At 71.3% G+C, this 17,889-nt stretch carries 15 protein-coding genes; 12 read left to right on the top strand and 3 right to left on the bottom strand.

The window, feature by feature from the left end; genetic code table 11:
* The first annotated feature begins 30 nt into the window (after positions 1-30).
* From AC0665_RS22485 to AC0665_RS22430, 12 genes are all read left to right on the top strand, one after another.
* Positions 31-1,278 (top strand): ROK family transcriptional regulator, encoded by a 1,248-nt coding sequence (locus AC0665_RS22485; RefSeq protein WP_478603892.1) that lies wholly within the window; start codon positions 31-33, stop codon positions 1,276-1,278.
* Between the two features lie 220 nt (positions 1,279-1,498).
* Complete coding sequence (locus AC0665_RS22480; protein WP_468403149.1) at positions 1,499-2,761, top strand: ABC transporter substrate-binding protein; 1,263 nt, start codon at positions 1,499-1,501, stop codon at positions 2,759-2,761.
* Positions 2,762-2,781: 20 nt separating this feature from the next.
* On the top strand, positions 2,782-3,747 hold the full coding sequence (locus tag AC0665_RS22475) for a carbohydrate ABC transporter permease (protein WP_478603895.1): 966 nt from the start codon (positions 2,782-2,784) through the stop codon (positions 3,745-3,747).
* Positions 3,744-4,628, top strand: coding sequence for a carbohydrate ABC transporter permease (locus tag AC0665_RS22470; protein WP_468403145.1), 885 nt, complete (start codon positions 3,744-3,746; stop codon positions 4,626-4,628). Before AC0665_RS22475 ends, AC0665_RS22470 begins: the two co-directional genes overlap by 4 nt.
* A gap of 12 nt (positions 4,629-4,640) precedes the next feature.
* Positions 4,641-7,514 carry a glycoside hydrolase family 2 TIM barrel-domain containing protein gene (locus tag AC0665_RS22465; protein WP_478705656.1) on the top strand — a complete coding sequence of 958 codons (2,874 nt, stop codon included), beginning with the start codon at positions 4,641-4,643 and terminating at the stop codon, positions 7,512-7,514.
* A 126-nt stretch (positions 7,515-7,640) separates the two neighbouring features.
* Positions 7,641-8,636, top strand: coding sequence for an ABC transporter ATP-binding protein (locus AC0665_RS22460; RefSeq protein WP_468404793.1), 996 nt, complete (start codon positions 7,641-7,643; stop codon positions 8,634-8,636).
* A gap of 1 nt (position 8,637) precedes the next feature.
* Entirely contained in the window at positions 8,638-9,441 is an 804-nt protein-coding gene (locus AC0665_RS22455) for an ABC transporter permease (RefSeq protein ID WP_468403141.1), read from the top strand.
* Between the two features lies 1 nt (position 9,442).
* A complete protein-coding gene (locus AC0665_RS22450; RefSeq protein ID WP_478603900.1) occupies positions 9,443-10,249 on the top strand; it encodes an ABC transporter permease in 807 nt (268 codons plus the stop codon).
* The gene (locus tag AC0665_RS22445) at positions 10,246-10,809 is read left to right on the top strand and encodes a hypothetical protein (protein ID WP_468631843.1); all 564 of its coding nucleotides are present in this window, start codon (positions 10,246-10,248) and stop codon (positions 10,807-10,809) included. The genes AC0665_RS22450 and AC0665_RS22445 overlap by 4 nt, the downstream gene beginning before the upstream one ends.
* Before the next feature lie 257 nt (positions 10,810-11,066).
* Entirely contained in the window at positions 11,067-11,861 is a 795-nt protein-coding gene (locus AC0665_RS22440; RefSeq protein WP_478705655.1) for a hypothetical protein, read from the top strand.
* A gap of 117 nt (positions 11,862-11,978) precedes the next feature.
* On the top strand, positions 11,979-13,298 hold the full coding sequence (locus AC0665_RS22435; protein ID WP_468403134.1) for a jacalin-like lectin: 1,320 nt from the start codon (positions 11,979-11,981) through the stop codon (positions 13,296-13,298).
* Between the two features lie 167 nt (positions 13,299-13,465).
* Positions 13,466-14,038, top strand: coding sequence for a TetR/AcrR family transcriptional regulator (locus AC0665_RS22430; protein ID WP_478705654.1), 573 nt, complete (start codon positions 13,466-13,468; stop codon positions 14,036-14,038).
* Positions 14,039-14,101: 63 nt separating this feature from the next.
* On the opposite strand, the gene AC0665_RS22425 is transcribed toward AC0665_RS22430, so the two are convergent.
* The 3 genes from AC0665_RS22425 to AC0665_RS22415 all read right to left on the bottom strand — a co-directional run bounded on the left by AC0665_RS22425 (position 14,102) and on the right by AC0665_RS22415 (position 17,775).
* Positions 14,102-14,890: an isocitrate lyase/PEP mutase family protein gene (locus AC0665_RS22425; protein WP_478705653.1), complete on the bottom strand. Its 789-nt coding sequence runs from the start codon at positions 14,888-14,890 to the stop codon at positions 14,102-14,104.
* 77 nt (positions 14,891-14,967) lie between these two features.
* The gene (locus tag AC0665_RS22420) at positions 14,968-16,650 is read right to left on the bottom strand and encodes a DUF2264 domain-containing protein (RefSeq protein ID WP_478705652.1); all 1,683 of its coding nucleotides are present in this window, start codon (positions 16,648-16,650) and stop codon (positions 14,968-14,970) included.
* Positions 16,651-16,728: 78 nt separating this feature from the next.
* Complete coding sequence (locus AC0665_RS22415; RefSeq protein ID WP_478705651.1) at positions 16,729-17,775, bottom strand: rhamnogalacturonan acetylesterase; 1,047 nt, start codon at positions 17,773-17,775, stop codon at positions 16,729-16,731.
* Positions 17,776-17,889 lie beyond the last annotated feature (114 nt).

Genomic DNA, 17,889 nt, shown 5'->3' with positions numbered 1-17,889 from the left:
GGCCGTTCTGGGAAGGAATGGGGCACCCCGGTGAAGCGCACATCACGTGACATCCGCACCGCGAACCGCTACGAGGTGCTGCGCCAGATCATCGCGGAGTCACCCACCTCCCGGCAGGAGCTGGCGGCGGCCACGGGGCTCAGCCTCGCGACGGTGGCCACCCTCGTCGGCGAGCTGCTGGACCTCGGCATGATCACCGAGGTCGGTTTCGAGGACTCGGCGGGCGGCCGCCCCCGCGGCCTGGTCGCGGTCAACACCTCGGGCGGCGCGCTGATCGGCGTCGACATCGCCGAGACGTACGTCCACGTCGAGCTGTTCGACCTGGGGCTGAACGTGCTGGCCCGCGCCGAGGAGGACGTCCGCCCCAGCGAGAGCCTGCCCGAGCAGGTGGTCGCCCACGTGGCCACCGCCGTCGGCTCCGTGGTCACCCAGGCCGGCATCGAGGGCGCCCGGGTGCTCGGAGTCGGCGTGAGCGTGCCGGGCCAGGTGGACCGCGCCACCGGCATCGCGGAGTACGCACCCAACTGGGACTGGCACAACGTACCGCTGCTCGACCTGCTCACCGAGCACATCGCCTATCCGCTGTACCTGGACAACCCGCTGCGCGCCAGCGCGGTCGCCGAGCTCTGGTTCGGGGCGGCCCGCGGAGCCGGGACCGCCGTGGTGGTCAACCTCGGCACCGGCGTCGGCGCCGGTCTCGTCCTGGGGGGCGGGCTGCACCGCGGCGTCAGCAACAGCGCCGGCGAGTGGGGCCACACCACGATGGTGCTGGACGGACGCCTGTGCCGCTGCGGCAACCACGGCTGTGTGGAGGCGTACGTCGGCGCGCGCGGCATCATGCTGAACCTGCGCGAACTCAGCCCCGACAGCGCGCTGTTGCACTCCGAGGACCAGACGGCGACCATCGACGCGCTGGCCCGTGGGGTCGCGGCGGGCGACCCCGTGGCGCGCCGCGTCGTCCACGACACCGCCCGCTACCTGGGCGCCGGCGTCGCGGACCTGGTCAACCTGTTCAACCCCGAGATCGTCGTGCTGAGCAGCTGGGTGGCCCGCACCCTGGGCGAGCCGCTGCTGCACGAAGTGCGCGAGGCCGTGACCCGGCACGCGCTGCCCCGGCCGCTGGCCGCCACCCGGGTCGTCCTCTCCCCGATCCCCACCGACCCGGTGTGCCTCGGCGCGGCGACGTTCGCCCTGGAGGGCGCCCTCCAGGTCGTCGGGCAGAAGAACGGCAAACGCACCGCCCCCGTGAGGAGACGCGCCACCACCCCCTCCCCGTAGGGGCGGAACCAACTCCTCCGCACCCCCCGCGCGTTCGAAATCGCGAACGGGACGCAACGCTTCGTGCAGACTTCGTCCAACCCCTTGCCGAAGCCTTAGCCGAAGCTCTAGCGTCCCGCACCGCACCCTTCTTTGAGCCATCTGGCGCGAGCCCCCGGGCCGTGAGCCATCAGGCAGTGAGCCGCAGAGCCGCAGCCGCACTCGAGACAAGGACGTCAGCATGTCGGCATTCAGCAACACCAACATGGACCGCCGAACCCTTATGCGGGCCGCGATGGGCCTGGCCGCCGCCGGCGGACTCGCCGCGTGCGGCAGCAACACCGGACGCGGCAACGGCGGTTCGGGTGACGGCCTCGTCCAGTACTTCCACGCGTACGGCGAGCCCGGTGTCGAGCAGGCCGTGAAGCGCTACGCGAAGGCCTACAAGGACGCCGACGTGACCACGCAGTGGATCACGGGCAACAACTTCGAGCAGAAGCTCTTCGCCGCGCTGCTCACCGACAACGCTCCCGACGTCTTCGAGTTCCACCCGCAGATCCAGCTCATCAAGAGCGGTCAGGTGGCCGACCTGACCGACATCATCGAGCCGGTCAAGGACGACTTCAACCAGGCCGACATCAAGTCGCACACGGTCGACGGCAAGATATACGGCGTCCGGATGATCGACGACCCGCAGTTCTTCTTCTACCGGCCCTCGCTGTTCAAGAAGGCCGGGGTCGAGGTGCCGACCACGCTGGAAGAGCTGATCGAGGCCGCCGACAAGCTGACCACCAGCAAGGTCAAGGGCATCTTCCTCGGCAACGACCTGACGGCGATCGACCGCCCGCTGATCTGGTCGGCCGGCGCCGACACGCTCACCGCGGACAACAAGCCCGCCTTCAACACCGACGCCGTCGCCGACGGCCTCAAGCAGCTGCGCTCCCTGTTCACCAGCGGCAACCTGCTGCTGGACGCGCCCGCCGACTCGTGGGACCCCTCGGCCCTCATCCAGGGCCTGACCGCCATCCAGTGGTGCGGCATGTGGGCCATGCCGGCCATGCAGAAGGCGCTCGGCGACGACATCGGCATCTTCCCCTTCCCGAAGGTCGGCTCGGCCGGCAAGCAGTCGGTCTACAACGGCGGCTGGTCGATGTTCGTCAACGCCAAGAGCAAGAACGTCGAGGCGGCCAAGGCGTACGTGAAGTGGCTGTGGATCGAGCAGAAGAAGTACCAGGAGGACTTCGCCACCTCCTACGGCTTCCACATCCCGCCGCGCACCTCGCTCGCCCAGTCCGCGACCAAGCTGAAGTCCGGCCTGCCGGCCGAGGGCGTCAAGCTGTTCAACGAGTTCGGCCACTTCGACAACATCGGCTGGACGCAGGCCATGATCGCGGCGTTCTGGGACGTGATCGCCAACACCGTCCGCAAGAACGGCGACCCGAAGGCCGCGCTCGACGCCTGTGAGAAGAAGGTCGACGCCGAGCTCAAGAAGCTCTTCGGTTAGACCGCCGGACGGATCTCGACATGTCGACCACCACCACGCGCGGGGTCGCCCAGCCCGCCGCGGCCAAGGCCTCCACGCCTCGGCCGCGGCGGGGCCTGAGGGCGAGCAGCACCTTCAACTTCTGGCTGTTCACCGGGCCGTTCCTGATCGGCCTGGTCATCTTCGTCTTCGTGCCCATCGGCTGGAGCATCTGGCTCAGCTTCTTCGAGGCACGCTTCACCGTCACGCCGAGCGAGTTCGTCGGCTTCGACAACTACGTGCAGATCCTGTCGGACGAGAACTTCAGGAACTCCCTCGTCACCTTCACCGTGTTCGCCGCGTTCATCGTGCCGGCCACCTGGGCCATGTCGCTGGGCCTGGCGCTGCTGGTGAACCGGCTCCGGTTCATGCGGGCGTTCTTCCGGTCGGTGTTCTTCCTGCCCACCGCGGTCAGCTATGTCGCCGCCGCGCTGATCTGGAAGATGTCCATCTTCAACGGCGTCCGCTTCGGCCTGATGAACACGGTCATCGGCTGGTTCGGCATCGACAACATCGCCTGGCTCGCCAACCCCGATCCGCCCTGGTACTGGCTGGTCATCGTGACCGTGCGCCTGTGGCTGCAGTCGGGCTTCTACATGATCCTGTTCCTGGCGGCGCTGCAGAACATCCCGCGGGAGCTGTACGAGGCGGCCTCCATCGACGGCGCCAAGCCGGGGTGGCAGACCTTCCGGCACATCACGCTGCCGCAGCTGCGGGCGACCACCACCGCGGTGATCCTGCTGTTGCTCGTGGCCGCCTACCAGGCCTTCGACGAGTTCTTCAACCTGCTCCCCAAGGCCACCTGGGGCCAGCCCCCGCTGGTCGAGCTGTACAAGGTGGCCCTCGGCCAGAACCAGAACTACGGCGCGGGCAGCGCGGGCGCGGTCGTGCTGACGCTGCTCATCTGCGTCGTCACACTGCTCCAGGGCAAGATCATGGGCTTCGGAAGGGGTGAGGAGTCCAAGTGACCACCACAGCACCCGACATCACCAAGGCGACGAAGCCGGCCAAGGCCAAGCGCGGCGGCGGCGTCATGGGCAGCACCGGTCTGTACCTCGCGACCGGCGTCGCCGCGGTCCTCTTCCTGATCCCCTTCTATCTGATCGTCCGCAACGCGCTGATGACGGACCCGGAGATCACGGGCGAGACCTGGAAGTGGTTCCCCACGTCCATCCAGTGGGGCAACATCAGCGAGCCGTTCGACGACGTCACCGTCGACTTCGCGCAGTCCCTGTGGAACTCCGTGGTCGTCGCCGTCCTGCACACGGCCGGCATCCTGCTGATCTGCTCGATGGCCGGATACGGCCTGGCCCGCATCCCGTACAAGCACGCCAACAAGGTCTTCTACGCCGTTCTGGTGACCTTGATGGTTCCGACGGCGGTCACCTTCGTGCCCAGCTTCGTGCTGGTCTCGTCGCTGGGCTGGGTGGACAGTTACCGGGGCCTGATCATCCCGGGCCTGTTCAGCGGTTTCACGTGCTTCCTGTTCCGGCAGTACTTCCTGGGGTTCCCGAAGGAGCTGGAGGAGGCGGCGCGCGTGGACGGGCTCGGCTACTGGGGCGCCTACTGGCGGATCGTCGTGCCGAACTCGCTGAACTTCTTCGCGGCCATCGCCACGATCACCTTCATCAACGGCTGGAACGCCTTCCTGTGGCCCCTGGTCATCGGACAGGATCCGAGTGCCTGGACAGTCCAGGTGGCCCTGTCGTCATATATGACGAACCAGACCGTCAACTACCACCTGATCTTCATGGCCACCGCCATCTCGATCCTGCCCCTGATCTTCGTCTTCCTCTTCCTCCAGCGCTGGCTGGTGCAGGGGATCGCACAGACCGGCATCAAGGGCTGAGCTAGGAGACCGATGTCTTTCCGCACGACCCCATCCGTCGACTACGTCGAGGACGTCTCTCCGGGCAGCGGTGCCCTGCCGCCCCGTGCCTGGTACGCGTCCTCGGACGCACGAGCCCTGTCGCTGAACGGCAGCTGGCGCTTCCGGCTGTCGGCCACCGCCGACGCCGAGGACGACTCGTTCGCCGAGGAGGGCTACGACGCCGGGAACTGGGCCGAGGTCACGGTCCCCGGGCACTGGGTCCTCCAGGGCGACGGGGCGTTCGGCTCCCCGATCTACACCAACCACCTCTACCCCTTCCCGGTGGACCCGCCGTACGTTCCGACGGAGAACCCGACCGGTGACCATCTGCGCGTCTTCGACCTGCCGTCCGACTGGCCGTCGGACGGCGGGGCGGTGCTGCGCTTCGACGGCGTCGAGTCCTGCGCCCGCGTCTGGCTGAACGGCACGGAGCTCGGCGAGTTCAAGGGCTCCCGGCTGCCGCACGAGTTCGCGGTCGGCGAGCTGCTCAAGCCGGGCGGCAACGTGCTGGCCGTACGCGTGCACCAGTGGTCGGCGGGGTCGTACCTGGAGGACCAGGACCAGTGGTGGCTGCCGGGCATCTTCCGTGACGTGACGCTGCTGCACCGCCCGGCGGACAGCGTGCGCGACTTCTTCGTGCACGCCTCCTACGACCACACCACCGGCGAGGGCACCCTGCGCGTCGACTCCGACGTCGACGGCCGGGTGACCGTGCCGGCCCTGGACATCGATGTCGCGACCGGCGAACCGGTGACGGTTCCGGTCGAGCCGTGGACGGCCGAGACGCCGATGCTCTACGACGGGGTGCTGGCCACGGGCGGGGAGCGGGTGCCGCTGCGGATCGGTTTCCGTACGGTCGTCCTCGAGGACGGGCTGATCAAGGTCAACGGCAGGGCCGTCCTCTTCAAGGGCGTCAACCGGCACGAGTGGCACCCCGAGCGGGGCCGCGCGCTCGACCTGGAGACCATGCGCGAGGACGTGCTGCTGATGAAGCGGCACAACCTCAACGCCGTGCGCACCTCGCACTACCCGCCGCACCCGGCCTTCCTGGACCTGTGCGACGAGTACGGCCTGTGGGTCATCGACGAGTGCGACCTGGAGACGCACGGTTTCACCGAGCAGGACTGGCGGGACAACCCGGTCGACGACGACCGCTGGACCCCGGCCCTGCTGGACCGTGCCGCCCGCATGGTCGAGCGGGACAAGAACCACCCCTCGATCGTGTTCTGGTCGCTGGGCAACGAGGCCGGCACCGGCCGCGGGCTCACCGCCATGGCGGAGTGGATCCACGACCGCGACCCCGAGCGGCTGGTGCACTACGAGGGCGACTGGAACTGCCGCGACACGGACGTGTACTCGCGCATGTACGCCTTCCACGACGAGGTCGAGAAGATCGGGCAGCGCCTCGACGGTGGCACGCACAGGCGCCGCGAGCTGCCGTTCATCCAGTGCGAGTACGCGCACGCCATGGGCAACGGCCCGGGCGGACTCGCCGACTACCAGGAGCTCTTCGAGAAGTACGACCGGCTCCAGGGCGCGTTCGTCTGGGAGTGGATCGACCACGGCGTCCGGCACGCCGAGCTGGGCTACGCCTACGGCGGTGACTTCGGCGAGGAGCTGCACGACGGCAACTTCGTGTGCGACGGCCTGGTCTTCCCGGACCGGACTCCGTCGCCGGGCCTGATCGAGTACAAGAAGGTGATCGAGCCGGTCCACATCGAGGGCGACGGCGCGAACGGCATCGTGCGGGTCACCAACAAGCAGGACTTCGCCGACCTGTCCGCGCTGGCCTTCGAGTGGTCGTGCCAGGTGGACGGCGAGACCGTCGAGTCGGGTTCGCTCGCGGTGCCCGCGCTCGCGCCGGGCGAGAGCGCCGAGGTCAAGCTGCCGGAACCGCCCGCGGACGGCCGGGGCGGGGAGCGGCAGTGGACGGTGCGGGCGCTGCTCGCGGACGACACGTCGTGGGCCGAGAAGGGCCACGTGGTGGCCTGGGGCCAGTTCGCGGTGGGGGCGCGGCCGCTGCCGTCCCTCCCGGCGACCGACCGGCCCGTCCTCGACGACGGCGGGATCACGCTGGGCCCGGCCCGGTTCGACGCGCGCACCGGTGCGCTGCTCTCGGTCGACGGGGTGGAGGTCACCGCGGCGCCCCGGCTGGACGTGTGGCGGGCGCCGACCGACAACGACGACGGCGCCGAGTGGCAGACCGACACCCGCTACGGCGTGCTGTGGCGCACGCTCGGTCTGCACCGGATGCGCCACCGCCTGGTCTCGGTCGAGGCGGGCGACGACGCGCTGACGGTCCGCACCCGGGTGGCGCCCGCCGCCCGCGAGGTGGGTCTGGACACGGTGTACCGCTGGACGTCCGACGGGGAGCGGCTGCGGCTGACCGTGTCCGTGACGCCCGAGGGCGACTGGACGGTGCCGCTGCCCCGGCTCGGCGTCCGCTTCGGGCTCGCCGAGGCGGACCGCGTGGAGTGGTTCGGCGGCGGCCCCGGCGAGGCGTACCCCGACACGGCGAAGGCGTCCATGGTGGGCCGCTGGCAGTCGACGGTGGACGGGCTCCAGACGCCGTACGTCCGCCCGCAGGAGAACGGTGCCCGCGCCGACGTCCGCTGGGTGGAGCTCGGCGGCCTCAGGATCGAGGGCGACCCGGAGTTCTGGTTCACCGCGCGGCGCTGGACGACCGAGCAGCTGGACGCGGCACGGCACCGCACCGACCTCACTCCCGGTGACACGGTGTGGGTCAACCTGGACCACGGGCTGCACGGCATCGGCTCCCAGTCCTGCGGCCCGGGCCCGCTGCCGCAGTACTCCCTGAAGGCGGAACCGTCGGAGTTCTCGTTCGTGTTCTCGACCGCCAGGTAAGAAGTTGATTAATGGATTGACCGATTGATCGACATTTTGACAGTGTCGTGACGTCATCCGCGGCCGGTCGGCTCCCGCAGCCGACCGGCCGCGACTGCGTGCGGCGCAAGGGAGTTGATGGGTCAGTTGAGTGTCGCCATCGAGGTCCGCGGGTTGTCCCGCACTTTCCACACCACCGTCCGCCGCCCCGGCTTCACGGGCGCCGTCCGCTCGCTGGTCAATCCCGAGCGGGTGGCCAAGCACGCCGTCTCCGACATCACCTTCGACGTGGCGCGGGGCGAACTCCTCGCCCTGCTCGGCCCGAACGGCGCCGGCAAGTCCACCACCATCAAGATCCTCACCGGGATCCTCACGCCCACGTCCGGCGAGGCCCGGGTCGCCGGCGTGGTGCCGTACCGGGAGCGGGAGCGCAACGCCCGCAACGTCGGGGCGGTGTTCGGGCAGCGCACCCAGTTGTGGTGGGACCTGCCGGTGCGCGAGTCGTTCGCGATCCTGCGGGACATCTACGAGGTGCCGAAGGCCGAACACGCCGCCCGCCTGGCGGAGTTCGACGACATCCTGGACCTGTCGTCGTTCTGGGACACCCGGGTGCGCCACCTCTCGCTCGGACAGCGGGTGCGCAGCGACCTGGCCGCCGCCCTGCTGCACGACCCGCCGGTGGTGTTCCTCGACGAGCCGACCATCGGCATGGACGTGGTGGTCAAGGAGCAGGTGCGGGAGTTCCTGCGGCACCAGGTGGAGCAGCGCGGCCGTACGGTCCTGCTGACCACGCACGACATGACGGAGGTCGAGCGGCTGGCCGAGCGGGTCGTGCTGGTCAACCACGGCCGGCTGATGCTCGACGGCTCGCTCGACGAGATCCGCCGGAAGTTCGGCTCGACCTGGCAGGTGCGGGCCACCCTGGCCGACCCGCACACCGAGGTCGTGGCGCCGCCGGGCACCACGCTGCTGCGGCACACCGGCGCCCAGATCGTCCTCGGCCCCGGCGGCCCGGACGCGCTCACCGTCCAGCAGGCGCTGAAGGCGGTGATCGAGCGGTTCGAGGTGACGGACATCGCGCTGGACGAGGCGGACCTCGAGGACGTGATGCGGGCCGCGTACGCGCACGCCGGGGAGGTCTGAGGTGGCCGTGCTCCATGCCTGGCGCGCCGCCCGGGTCACCCCGCTCGGCGAGCTGAACGCACCGCCCCGGATGACGGCGGTGGCCCTGCGGCTGGCCGTGCAGGTGGTGCTGGTCTGGTCGCTGTGGCGGGGCCTGTACGCGCAGACCGGCACGACCGCGGGGCTGAGCCGCGACCAGGCGGTCACGTACGCCGTGCTGGCCGTACTGGCGTCCCGGCTGCGGGAGCTGGACCAGTACGCGGGCCGGGACACCGTCCTGCAGCACATGCACTTCGGGACGATCGTGTACTGGTACCTGCGGCCGCTGCCGCCGCAGCGCTACTACGCCCTGCGGGCCGCCGGAGAGCAACTGTACGGATTCGCCTGGGCGTTGACGGGATACCTGATCTGCCTGGCCGTGGGCGCCGTCGAGCCGCCCGCGTCGGCAGGCGTGGCGGGGGTGTTCCTGCTCAGCATGCTGCTGGGCCAGTGGGTGCTGTACTACGTGATGCTGGTCCTGGACCAGCTGTGTTTCTGGACGATCCGCAACACCGCGGCCATGCTCATCCTGCTGTTCGCGCAGAACCTTCTGTCCGGGGTGTACGCGCCGCTGTGGTTCTTCCCGGACTGGTTCGTGACGATGAGCGCGTTCCTGCCCTTCCAGGCGACGCTGAGTGTGCCGCTGTCGCTGTACGTGGGGCGCATTCCCCTGTCCGACGCGGCGTTCCAGCTGTCCGTGCAGGCCGCCTGGGTGGTGGCGCTGGCGTTGTTCACCCGGTTCCTGTGGCGGCGGGCCGCCCGGCGCGTGATCTCGCAGGGAGGCTGAGATGTCGTGGAAGGCACTGCGGATCGTGTGGCGCGTGACGGCGCTCAACTTCCGCGCGCAGCTGGAGTACCGCACCGAGTTCCTGCTGATGATCGCGATCGGGGCGATCTGGCAGGTGTCGGTGATCGTGTTCGCGACGGTGCTGTTGTCGCGGTTCGCCGGGATGGGCGGCTGGGACAGCTCCGACGTGCTGCTGATCCCGGCGACGCGGATGCTGGCGCACGGCCTGTTCGTCCTGTTCCTGGGGCGCATGCACTGGGCCGGGCGGCAGGTCCAGGAAGGCCGCATCGACATCTATCTGATGCGCCCGATGCCGGTCCACCGCCAGATCCAGCTGGCGTTCTTCCCGACCAACGCGATCGGGGACCTGACGGTGGCGGCGGGCCTGATGGTGGGCGCGCTCTCCCGCAGCGACCTGGACTGGACGGCGGGCCGTGTCGGCTACCTCGTCGCGGCCGTCCTCGGCGGCATGCTGCTGGAGGCGGCCCTGTTCACGGTCGTGGCGAGCGCGTCCCTGCGCTTCCCGGCCGCCGACATGTGGGGCCGCTGGCTGGAGGAACTCCTCGGCACCTTCGGCAGCTACCCCTTGAACGTCCTGCCCAGGGCGGTGGGCGGTTTCCTGACCTACGGCCTGCCGCTCGCGTTCGTCGCCTACTTCCCGGCGGCGGTCCTGACCGGCCACGGCCATGCCACCGGCGTCCCCTACTGGCTCGCGGCGGCCGCACCGCTGCTCGGACTGCTGGCGTATCTGGCGGCGCGGCTGCTGTGGAGCTGGAGCCTGCGGCATTACAGCGGGATCAACGGATGAGCGCGCAGGAGTACGCCGCGGAGGCCGTCGTGTGGAGCCGGCTGGCCGGGCTGCTCTCGGCGCCCGGCGACCGCGAGGAGGTCCAGGGCTGCTGGGACATCGGGGAGCAGGAGGCCGGTCTGGAGCTGTTGGTCGACCGGCTGCTCGGACAGGGCACGGGCGTCGAGGAGCCGGCCCGCGCCGAGCTCGCGGTGATGGCCGAGCAGTGGGGGGAGTGGGACTGGCTCGGCGCGCGGATCGCGGCCCTGCCCGGTGCCGGCGAGGAGGCCGGACGGCTGCGGGTGGTCCCGGACGGGGCGGAGGAGACCCGGCCCGCCGGATTCGTGCTGCCGGGGCACCCGCTCGCCGCGACGGTGCTGGTGCCGTGGATCGCCTGCGCGCCCTGCGGGCGGGTACTGGCCCGGTCCCACCGACGGGAGGAGTGGGGTGCCCTGTCGTTCCTGGCGGAGGGATACGTCGTGTTCGGTCCCGAACGCGCCCCGGCGGTGTTCCCCCGTGACGCGCCCGGGGCGTGCTGGGCCGCCCTGGACGCGCTGCGGGACGGCGGCGACTGCCCGTGAGCCGGACGGTGTCGGGAGCGGCCCTCCCGCCACGCGTCCGGATGCTGTCAGGAGCGGCCCGTCCCGCCACGCGTCCGGACGGCGTCCACAGCGGCCCCGTCCCGCCACGCGTCCGTCCGACGGGCTGACACGGCACGCCCGGACGGATAGCCTCGGCACCGTGAAGTGATCTCTCCGGCGGTGCCCCGGTGCCGCAGACGCGAACCGATCCCGTTCCCGTGCCGGCAGGCAACGGGCGTTCCCGCATGGAGAGATCAATGGTGCGCGACCAGCACTCCCCCGTCCCGGACGTCGTGCTCGGGCGAACCCCCGAGGAGACCCTGCGGACCTTCGTCGCACGGGCGAGCGCCGACCCCTGCGTGGTCGGCCTGGTCCTCAGCGGCTCCCAGGTCCACGCGGGCATGCCGACCGACCGCTCCGACTACGACCTGCACGTCGTCCTCCGGGACCGGCGGACCCGCGCTCTCGACGCGCTGGACCGGTTCCGCTCGTCCCACCTCGACCTCGTGGTGCTGTCCCTGGAGGAGTTCCGCGCCCGCGGGATGCCCGGCAGCCCGGACGGCTTCGCGCGGTACTCCTACGTCCATGCCGAGGTGCTGCTCGACCGCCTCGACGGGACGATCGCCCGGATCCTCGACGAGAAGCGGACCCGCACGGCCGAAGAGGCCCGCACGGCCGCCGCCGGCTGGCTCGACGCCTACGTCAACCAGACCTACCGCTCCCTGAAGAGCTACCGCGACGACCGCCCCGAGGCGGGCCGGCTGGACGCCGCCGAGGCGGTCCCGTACGCCTTGGAGGTGCTGTTCGCCCTGCACCGCCGTGTCCGGCCGTACAACAAGTACCTGCGGTGGGAGCTGGAGCGGCGGCCGCTGGGCGACCCCCGGTGGGCCGCGGACCGTCTCCTGCCGGTCCTGCGGCGCATCCTCGGTGACGGCGACCCGGGCACCCAGCGCGCGCTCTTCACCGAGATCGAGGGGGCGGCGCGCGACGCCGGGCACGGCGAGGTCCTCGACTCCTGGGGCACGGATCTGAACCTGCTGCGGCACTCCTGACGCCAGGACGTCTCCCACTGTTCGCGCCATTCCCCTTGCGCACCAGGGGTGTTGCCCTCGAACCTGAGCACCGTTCACCTTCGTCCCCCTCGTCTGCTCCGACCGGAGACACCCCCCATGAAGAGACTCATCGGCACCGCCCTGGCCGCGTCCCTGGCCGTCACGGGCCTGGCCACCACCGGCGCTACTCCCGCCGCCGCCGCGGAATCCGGCTCCTTCGACGTCCTCACCTACAACGTCGCGGGCCTCCCCGAGGGCCTGAGCTCCGGGCACCCGGAGAAGAACACTCCGCTGATCTCGCCGCGCCTCGGGGCGTACGACATCGTCAACGTGCAGGAGGACTTCAACTACCACGCCGCCCTGTACGCGGGCGACGACCACGCCCACCGCACCGCGACCAGCGGCGGAGTCCCCTTCGGAGACGGCCTCAACACCCTCTCGGACCATCCCTTCGAGGACTTCCAGCGGGTGAAGTGGACCAAGTGCACCGGCACCAACTGCCTCACCCCGAAGGGCTTTTCGCTGGCGCGAGTCCGGCTCGCCGAGGGTGTTTTCGTGGACCTGTACAACGTGCACACCAACGCCGACGACACCGACGACGCGCTCGCCGCCCGCCGCGCCAACATCGAGCAGCTGTCCGCCTTCATCCGGGCGAACTCGTCCGGCAACGCGGTGATCGTCATGGGCGACACGAACACGCGTTACACGCGCTCCGGCGACAACATCCGCACGCTCGTGAGCGAGAACGGCCTGACCGACGCATGGGTGCAGCGCGTCAAGGGCGGGACGCCCCCGGCCCAGGGCAGCGCCGCGCTCGTCTGCCCCACCACGGCCCCGCCGGACGACTGCGAGGTCGTGGACAAGGTCCTCTACCGCGGCAGCAAGCTGCTGAGCCTGAACGCGACCCGCTACGCCAACGCCTGGGCGTCCTTCCTGGACCCGGCCGGCGGCAACCTCTCCGACCACTTCCCGCACGCGGTCGACTTCTCCTACACGCTCAACGCGTCGCTGCGCGCGAGCGACTTCTTCGGCGGCCCGCACGGCACGGCCTTCAACGACGCGGACGACCTGCCGGCGGTCCCCTCTCCGCGCACCCTCACGCTGCGCGGCAGCACCCGTCTGGACGCCGTGTCCCTCACCCACGACGGCGGTACCACCCTCACCCACGGCGGCACGGGCGGCACCGCGACCTCCCTGACCCTGGCCGCCGGCGAGCACCTGACCTCGGTGAGACTGACACAGGGCCAGAAGGACGGACGCACGCGCCTGTTCTCGGCGGCGTTCACGACCGACAGGAACCGCGGCCTCTCCGCGGGTACGGCCACCTCCGACGCGAAGACCTTCACGGCCCCCTCCGGCTGGCAGATCGTGGGCTTCACGGGCCGCGCGGGCGACGAGCTCGACAAGCTGGGGGTGGTGTACGCGCCGATCCGCTGAGCGGGCCGGCCACGCCGACCGGCGGACCCGCCCGGGCGATCGCGCAACGGCAGGTGTGAGGGACGGGGTGTGACGCCCCCACGCCTGCCCCGGCGGCTACGATGCGCTCCCTGCGTCCATGGGCCCCGCCCCGGCACGGCCCTCTGCGAGAGGTACCCGGAACCCCCATGCCCAGAGCCGGTCTCACCCCCGAGCGCCTCGTCGCGGCCGCGGTCGAACTCGCCGACGAGGCCGGCTACGAGGGCGTCACCCTCTCCGCCCTGGCACGCCGTTTCGGGGTGAAGGACGCGAGCCTGTACACCCACGTCCGGGGCCTGCGGGACCTGCGCACCCGCATGGCCCTCCTCGTCGGCGGCGAGATGATCGACCGGATCGCGGAGGCGGTCGAGGGACGCGAGCCCGGCAAGGACACCCTCACCGCTTTCGCCTCCGCCTACCGGTCCTACGCCCTGGAACACCCGGGCCGCTACGCGGCGACCCAGATCCGGATCGACCAGGACCTCGTCGCCGACTCCCCCGCCCTGCGCCGCACGGCCGACGTCACCTACGGCATGCTCCGCGCCTACGACCTGACGGAACCCGACCTCACCGACGCCGTACGCCTGCTGCGCAGCACCTTCCAGGGCTACTGCGCCCTGGAGTCCACCGGAGCCTTCGGCGCCCCCCGTGACGTACAGGCGTCCTGGGACCGGGCGATCGACGCCCTGCACGTACTGCTCCGCAACTGGCCCCGCGGGTAGCGGACTCGGGGTCGCCGGCCTCACGGCCGTCTCCCGGCTGGTCGCCGCGCTCGGCAGTCGGCCCTAGCGGGAGGCGAGCCCCGCCACGGCGTCGTAGGACGGTGTCGTGCCCGTCGGTGTCCGGCCGGCGCGAATCTCCGCCATCGCCTCCGAGGCCGCGCCCAGCGCCCGCCGGTACAGCAGCGAGCCGAGGCTGATGCGGTGGACTCCCGCGTCGGCCAGGTGCGGGACGGACGGGCCGCCGGGCGAGTAGAGGACGTTGAGGGGCACGTCCAGGTGGCGCAGCAACGCCTCGATCGCCCGCAGATCGGTGAGACCGGGGACGAACACCCCGTCCGCGCCCGCCCGGCGGTAGGCGTCGAGGCGTGCGAGGGTGCCGTCACCGTCGCCCAGCCAGTGCGTGTCCGTACGGGCGTTGACGAACAGGCCGGGAGCAGCCTGCTTGACCGCTGCGATCTTCGCCGCGTGCCGGGCGGCCGGCCCCAGGCCGTCCTCCAGGTTGACACCCACCGCTCCGGCCGCGTGGAGCTCCCGCGCGAACTCCGCCACGTCGTCGGGGTCGTCGCTGAACCCGCCCTCCGCGTCGACGGACAGCTGGAAGGGCCCGGACCCGAGGGCCACGGCCAGCCGCAGCGTCTCCTCGCGGGTCGCCGCCGCCCCGTCGGGCAGCCCCGCGGCCGCCGCGACGCCCAGGCTCGTCGTCCCGATCGCCGGGAAGCCCTGCCCCGCCAAGACCTGGGCGGATGCGTGGTCCCAGGCGTTGGGCAGGAGCAGCGGCTCCCCGGCACGGTGGAGGGCGGCGAAGGCGGTCACGGGCCCGCCGGGTGGCATTCGTCGGGGATCTGCGGTCATGCCGCCACGCTAGGCCCGGCTCGCTTCGGCACGGACCGAACCGTGGCAGCCGCCGGCGAACCGGGCAGCGGGAGACCTCAGCCGACGCGCACCCCGTCCCCGTCCAGCCGGACCCGCACCTCGGGCCCCTCGCTCCAGCGGACCGTGAACTCCCCCTCACCGGCCGCGGTTACGGCGACCGTTTCCGCCAGCGGGGCAGGAGCGGCCTCGGCGGTGAGCCGGGCCAGGGCGACGAACAGGGTGGAGTGCCCCGTCGTGACACCGGTGAGGTCGTCGTCGAGCCCGATCGCGGGGAGCAGTTCCGACCGGACGCCGTCCGTCGCGCTCCAGCCGGTCAGGCGGACCTCCGTGCCCGGCTGCGCGCCGGTGACCAGGTGCGCGCGCACCTCCGCCGCCCCGCGCGCCAGCACCACGCTGGTCACCCGCGCTCCCCCGCCCGCCGTGTGCCGGGACGCCGCCCAGCCGTCGCCCACGCCGAGCGGTTCGATGCCGGTGCGGGCCGGGTCCCCGGCGACCAGGACGCTGTTGTCGTGGGAGTTGGACGGTGCCGTCACGGTGGAGTACGCCAGCCGCGTGTAGTAGGGGTCGTAGCGGACGTCCTCGCTGCCGTGGTTGTGGAGGCGGACCACGCCGTCCGAACGGGTCGACTGGAGCAGCCAGTTGGTCGGTCCTACGGGGGTGACGGAGTCCGCGCGTTCGACGGGGGCGTATTCCTCCGGCGCCGTCCAGACCTCGTGGTCCTCAGGCAGGAGCAGGCCGAGGAATCCCTTGCTCGCCCAGTAGGGGGAGGCCGGGCCCGAGTAGCCCTGGAGGACGGACTCGTCGGGACCGTGCCAGCCGAGGGACAGCAGGCCCCGGTCGTCCACCGCGCCCCTGGCCAGGAAGTACTTCAGCGCGCCCGAGGCCAGCCGCCGTGTCTCGCCGGGCGCCAGCGGCGTACGGCCGGTCAGCGCGCCCAGCCACAGCGGGGCCGTCGTCGCGAAGCGGTACGTCAGCGAGCGGCCCTGGTGCATGGGGGCACCGTCGCCGCCGAACAGGCGGGCGTAGTCGTGCAGATGGCGGTCCAGGCGGTCGCCGTAGAGCGTCAGCAGCCGCTCGTCCTGCTCCAGCCAGGCGTGCAGCACCGGGTAGAGGTGCATCGCCCAGCCGTTGTAGTAGTCGTACTTGCGGCCGTCGCCGTCGGTGTACCAACCGTCGCCGACGTACCACCGCTCGATGCGTTCCAGGCCGCGGTCGATCGCCGCGCGGGACGCCTCCGGCTCGTGGCCGATCTCGGCGAGGAAACCGCCCACCGTGACGGGGAACAGCTCCCAGTTGCAGGGCCAGGGTTCGGCGGTGAGGGCGTCGGCCAGCCAGTCGGCCGCCCGCCCGCGTACGCCGTCGTCCAGCCGGTCCCAGAGCAGGTCCCGGGTGAGGCGGAGGGCCAGGGCGATGGAGGCCGCCTCCACCAGGGGCTGGCTGCGGTCCTCGATGCGGGGCCAGACGCCCGAGACGCCGGCGGCGAGACCGGCCGCGTAACGCTCCAGGGCCTTCTCGTCACGGCGGAAGGCGGCGAGCAGCAGGGTGCGGGCGTAGCCCTCCAGGCCGTCGGAGAGGCGGCCCGACCAGCTGGCCCGGTCGCCGGGCAGGTGGTAGAGCGCGCGGTCCTCGCTCGCGTACGGCTCGACGGCGGCGAGCAGGGAGTCGGCCGCCGCCTCCCAGTGGGCGCGGGTGTAGCCGGTGATCGGGGAGGTCGTGCGGTCGGCGGGAGGCAGGTGCATCGGAGGTCTTTCGTGCGGGGGCCGGTCGGAAGGGTCGGGCCTGGGGCGCCCCGGTTCCGGTCGGGGCGCCCCAGGGGTTCATCCCACCCGCACCGTGCCCTTCGGCACCAGATGCAGGGTGACGAGTTCGTCGCGGACGAGGCCCGCGAAGGCCGTCGCGCCGCGCACGGAGGTGTGGGTGTTGTCCCGCGCCTCGTTGGTGAGGTACAGCGCCTTGGAGCCTTCCGGGCCGAGGGATTCCACCAGGGCCTTGGTCCTGGCCGTGAGGTCGATCAGCGGGACGTCACGCGCCGCGGCGATCGAGCGGATGACGGCCGGGTGGTCCACACCGAGGCCGTTGACCAGGAGCGCGGTTCCGTTGTTCAGCGTGCCGTCGGAGTTGAACCAGCGCCGCACGATGGGAGTGACAAGGACCGGCTGCCCGCCCCGCTCCCGGACACCGGCGACCAGCGCCTCCAGGTTGGCCCGGTAGGTGGCCTCGTCCGTGGTCTTGTCGTTGTGCGCGAGCTGGACCAGGACCAGATCACCGGGGCGGATCAGGGGCCGTACGGTGGCCCACAACTGCGGGTTCCCCAGATACGTGACTGTATTCTCCCCGGAATCGGCGTAGTTGGCGACGGACACGCCCTTGCGGAGGAACTGGGGCAGCTGCTGGCCCCAGCCGGAGTACGGGGCGCCGGGCTGGTCGCAGACGGTGGAGTCACCGACCAGGAAGATCTGGCGGGCGTGCCGGGCCCGGGTGACCCGGATTCCGGCGAGGGCCGGGGCGGAGCCGCCGATCCGCAGGTCGAGGCCGGGGGTTCCCGCGGGGCCGGTGGGCTCGCCCTCGGGGGTGCGGACGTTCACGGTGAAACTGCGCGTGACGCGTTCTCCGGCCGGTGCGGCCGTCTCCGGGAGCAGGGAGCGGCGGGTCTCACCGCTGACGCTCGTGCTGGAGGCCGCCTTGCCGCCGAGCGTGACCCGTACGTCGTACGTGCCCGGCGGGACGTCGAAGTGGCAGCTGTCGGCGGCGCAGTGGGCGAGCCCCCGGCCCGCGCCGCTCCCGTCGCCCGCGTGAGCGGGTACGGACGACAACGCGGTCCCCAGGGTCACCGCTGCCACGACGGCGATGCTGAAACGTCTCACTCGGGCTCCTCCCAGCACACGACAAGACCTGGAGGGGGACCGTACCGGTCGGGACAAGCGCTTTCTAGACCCAGAGCAGCATTCACCAGAACTCCGGCCCTTCATGAGTGAAAG

Source organism: Streptomyces sp. NPDC043685 (assembly GCF_056436585.1).
Note: the sequence above shows the minus strand (reverse complement) of the source record. Positions and strands in the feature narration are given on the sequence as shown.

Bases quoted from the DNA above. Each gene is read 5' to 3' on its own strand.
- AC0665_RS22420 (WP_478705652.1), bottom strand. From the start codon at position 16,650: ATGCACCTGCCTCCCGCCGACCGCACGACCTCCCCGATCACCGGCTAC.
- AC0665_RS22440 (WP_478705655.1), top strand. From the start codon at position 11,067: ATGGTGCGCGACCAGCACTCCCCCGTCCCGGACGTCGTGCTCGGGCGA.
- AC0665_RS22425 (WP_478705653.1), bottom strand. From the start codon at position 14,890: ATGACCGCAGATCCCCGACGAATGCCACCCGGCGGGCCCGTGACCGCC.
- AC0665_RS22465 (WP_478705656.1), top strand. From the start codon at position 4,641: ATGTCTTTCCGCACGACCCCATCCGTCGACTACGTCGAGGACGTCTCT.
- AC0665_RS22430 (WP_478705654.1), top strand. From the start codon at position 13,466: ATGCCCAGAGCCGGTCTCACCCCCGAGCGCCTCGTCGCGGCCGCGGTC.
- AC0665_RS22445 (WP_468631843.1), top strand. From the start codon at position 10,246: ATGAGCGCGCAGGAGTACGCCGCGGAGGCCGTCGTGTGGAGCCGGCTG.
- AC0665_RS22450 (WP_478603900.1), top strand. From the start codon at position 9,443: ATGTCGTGGAAGGCACTGCGGATCGTGTGGCGCGTGACGGCGCTCAAC.
- AC0665_RS22480 (WP_468403149.1), top strand. From the start codon at position 1,499: ATGTCGGCATTCAGCAACACCAACATGGACCGCCGAACCCTTATGCGG.
- AC0665_RS22435 (WP_468403134.1), top strand. From the start codon at position 11,979: ATGAAGAGACTCATCGGCACCGCCCTGGCCGCGTCCCTGGCCGTCACG.
- AC0665_RS22475 (WP_478603895.1), top strand. From the start codon at position 2,782: ATGTCGACCACCACCACGCGCGGGGTCGCCCAGCCCGCCGCGGCCAAG.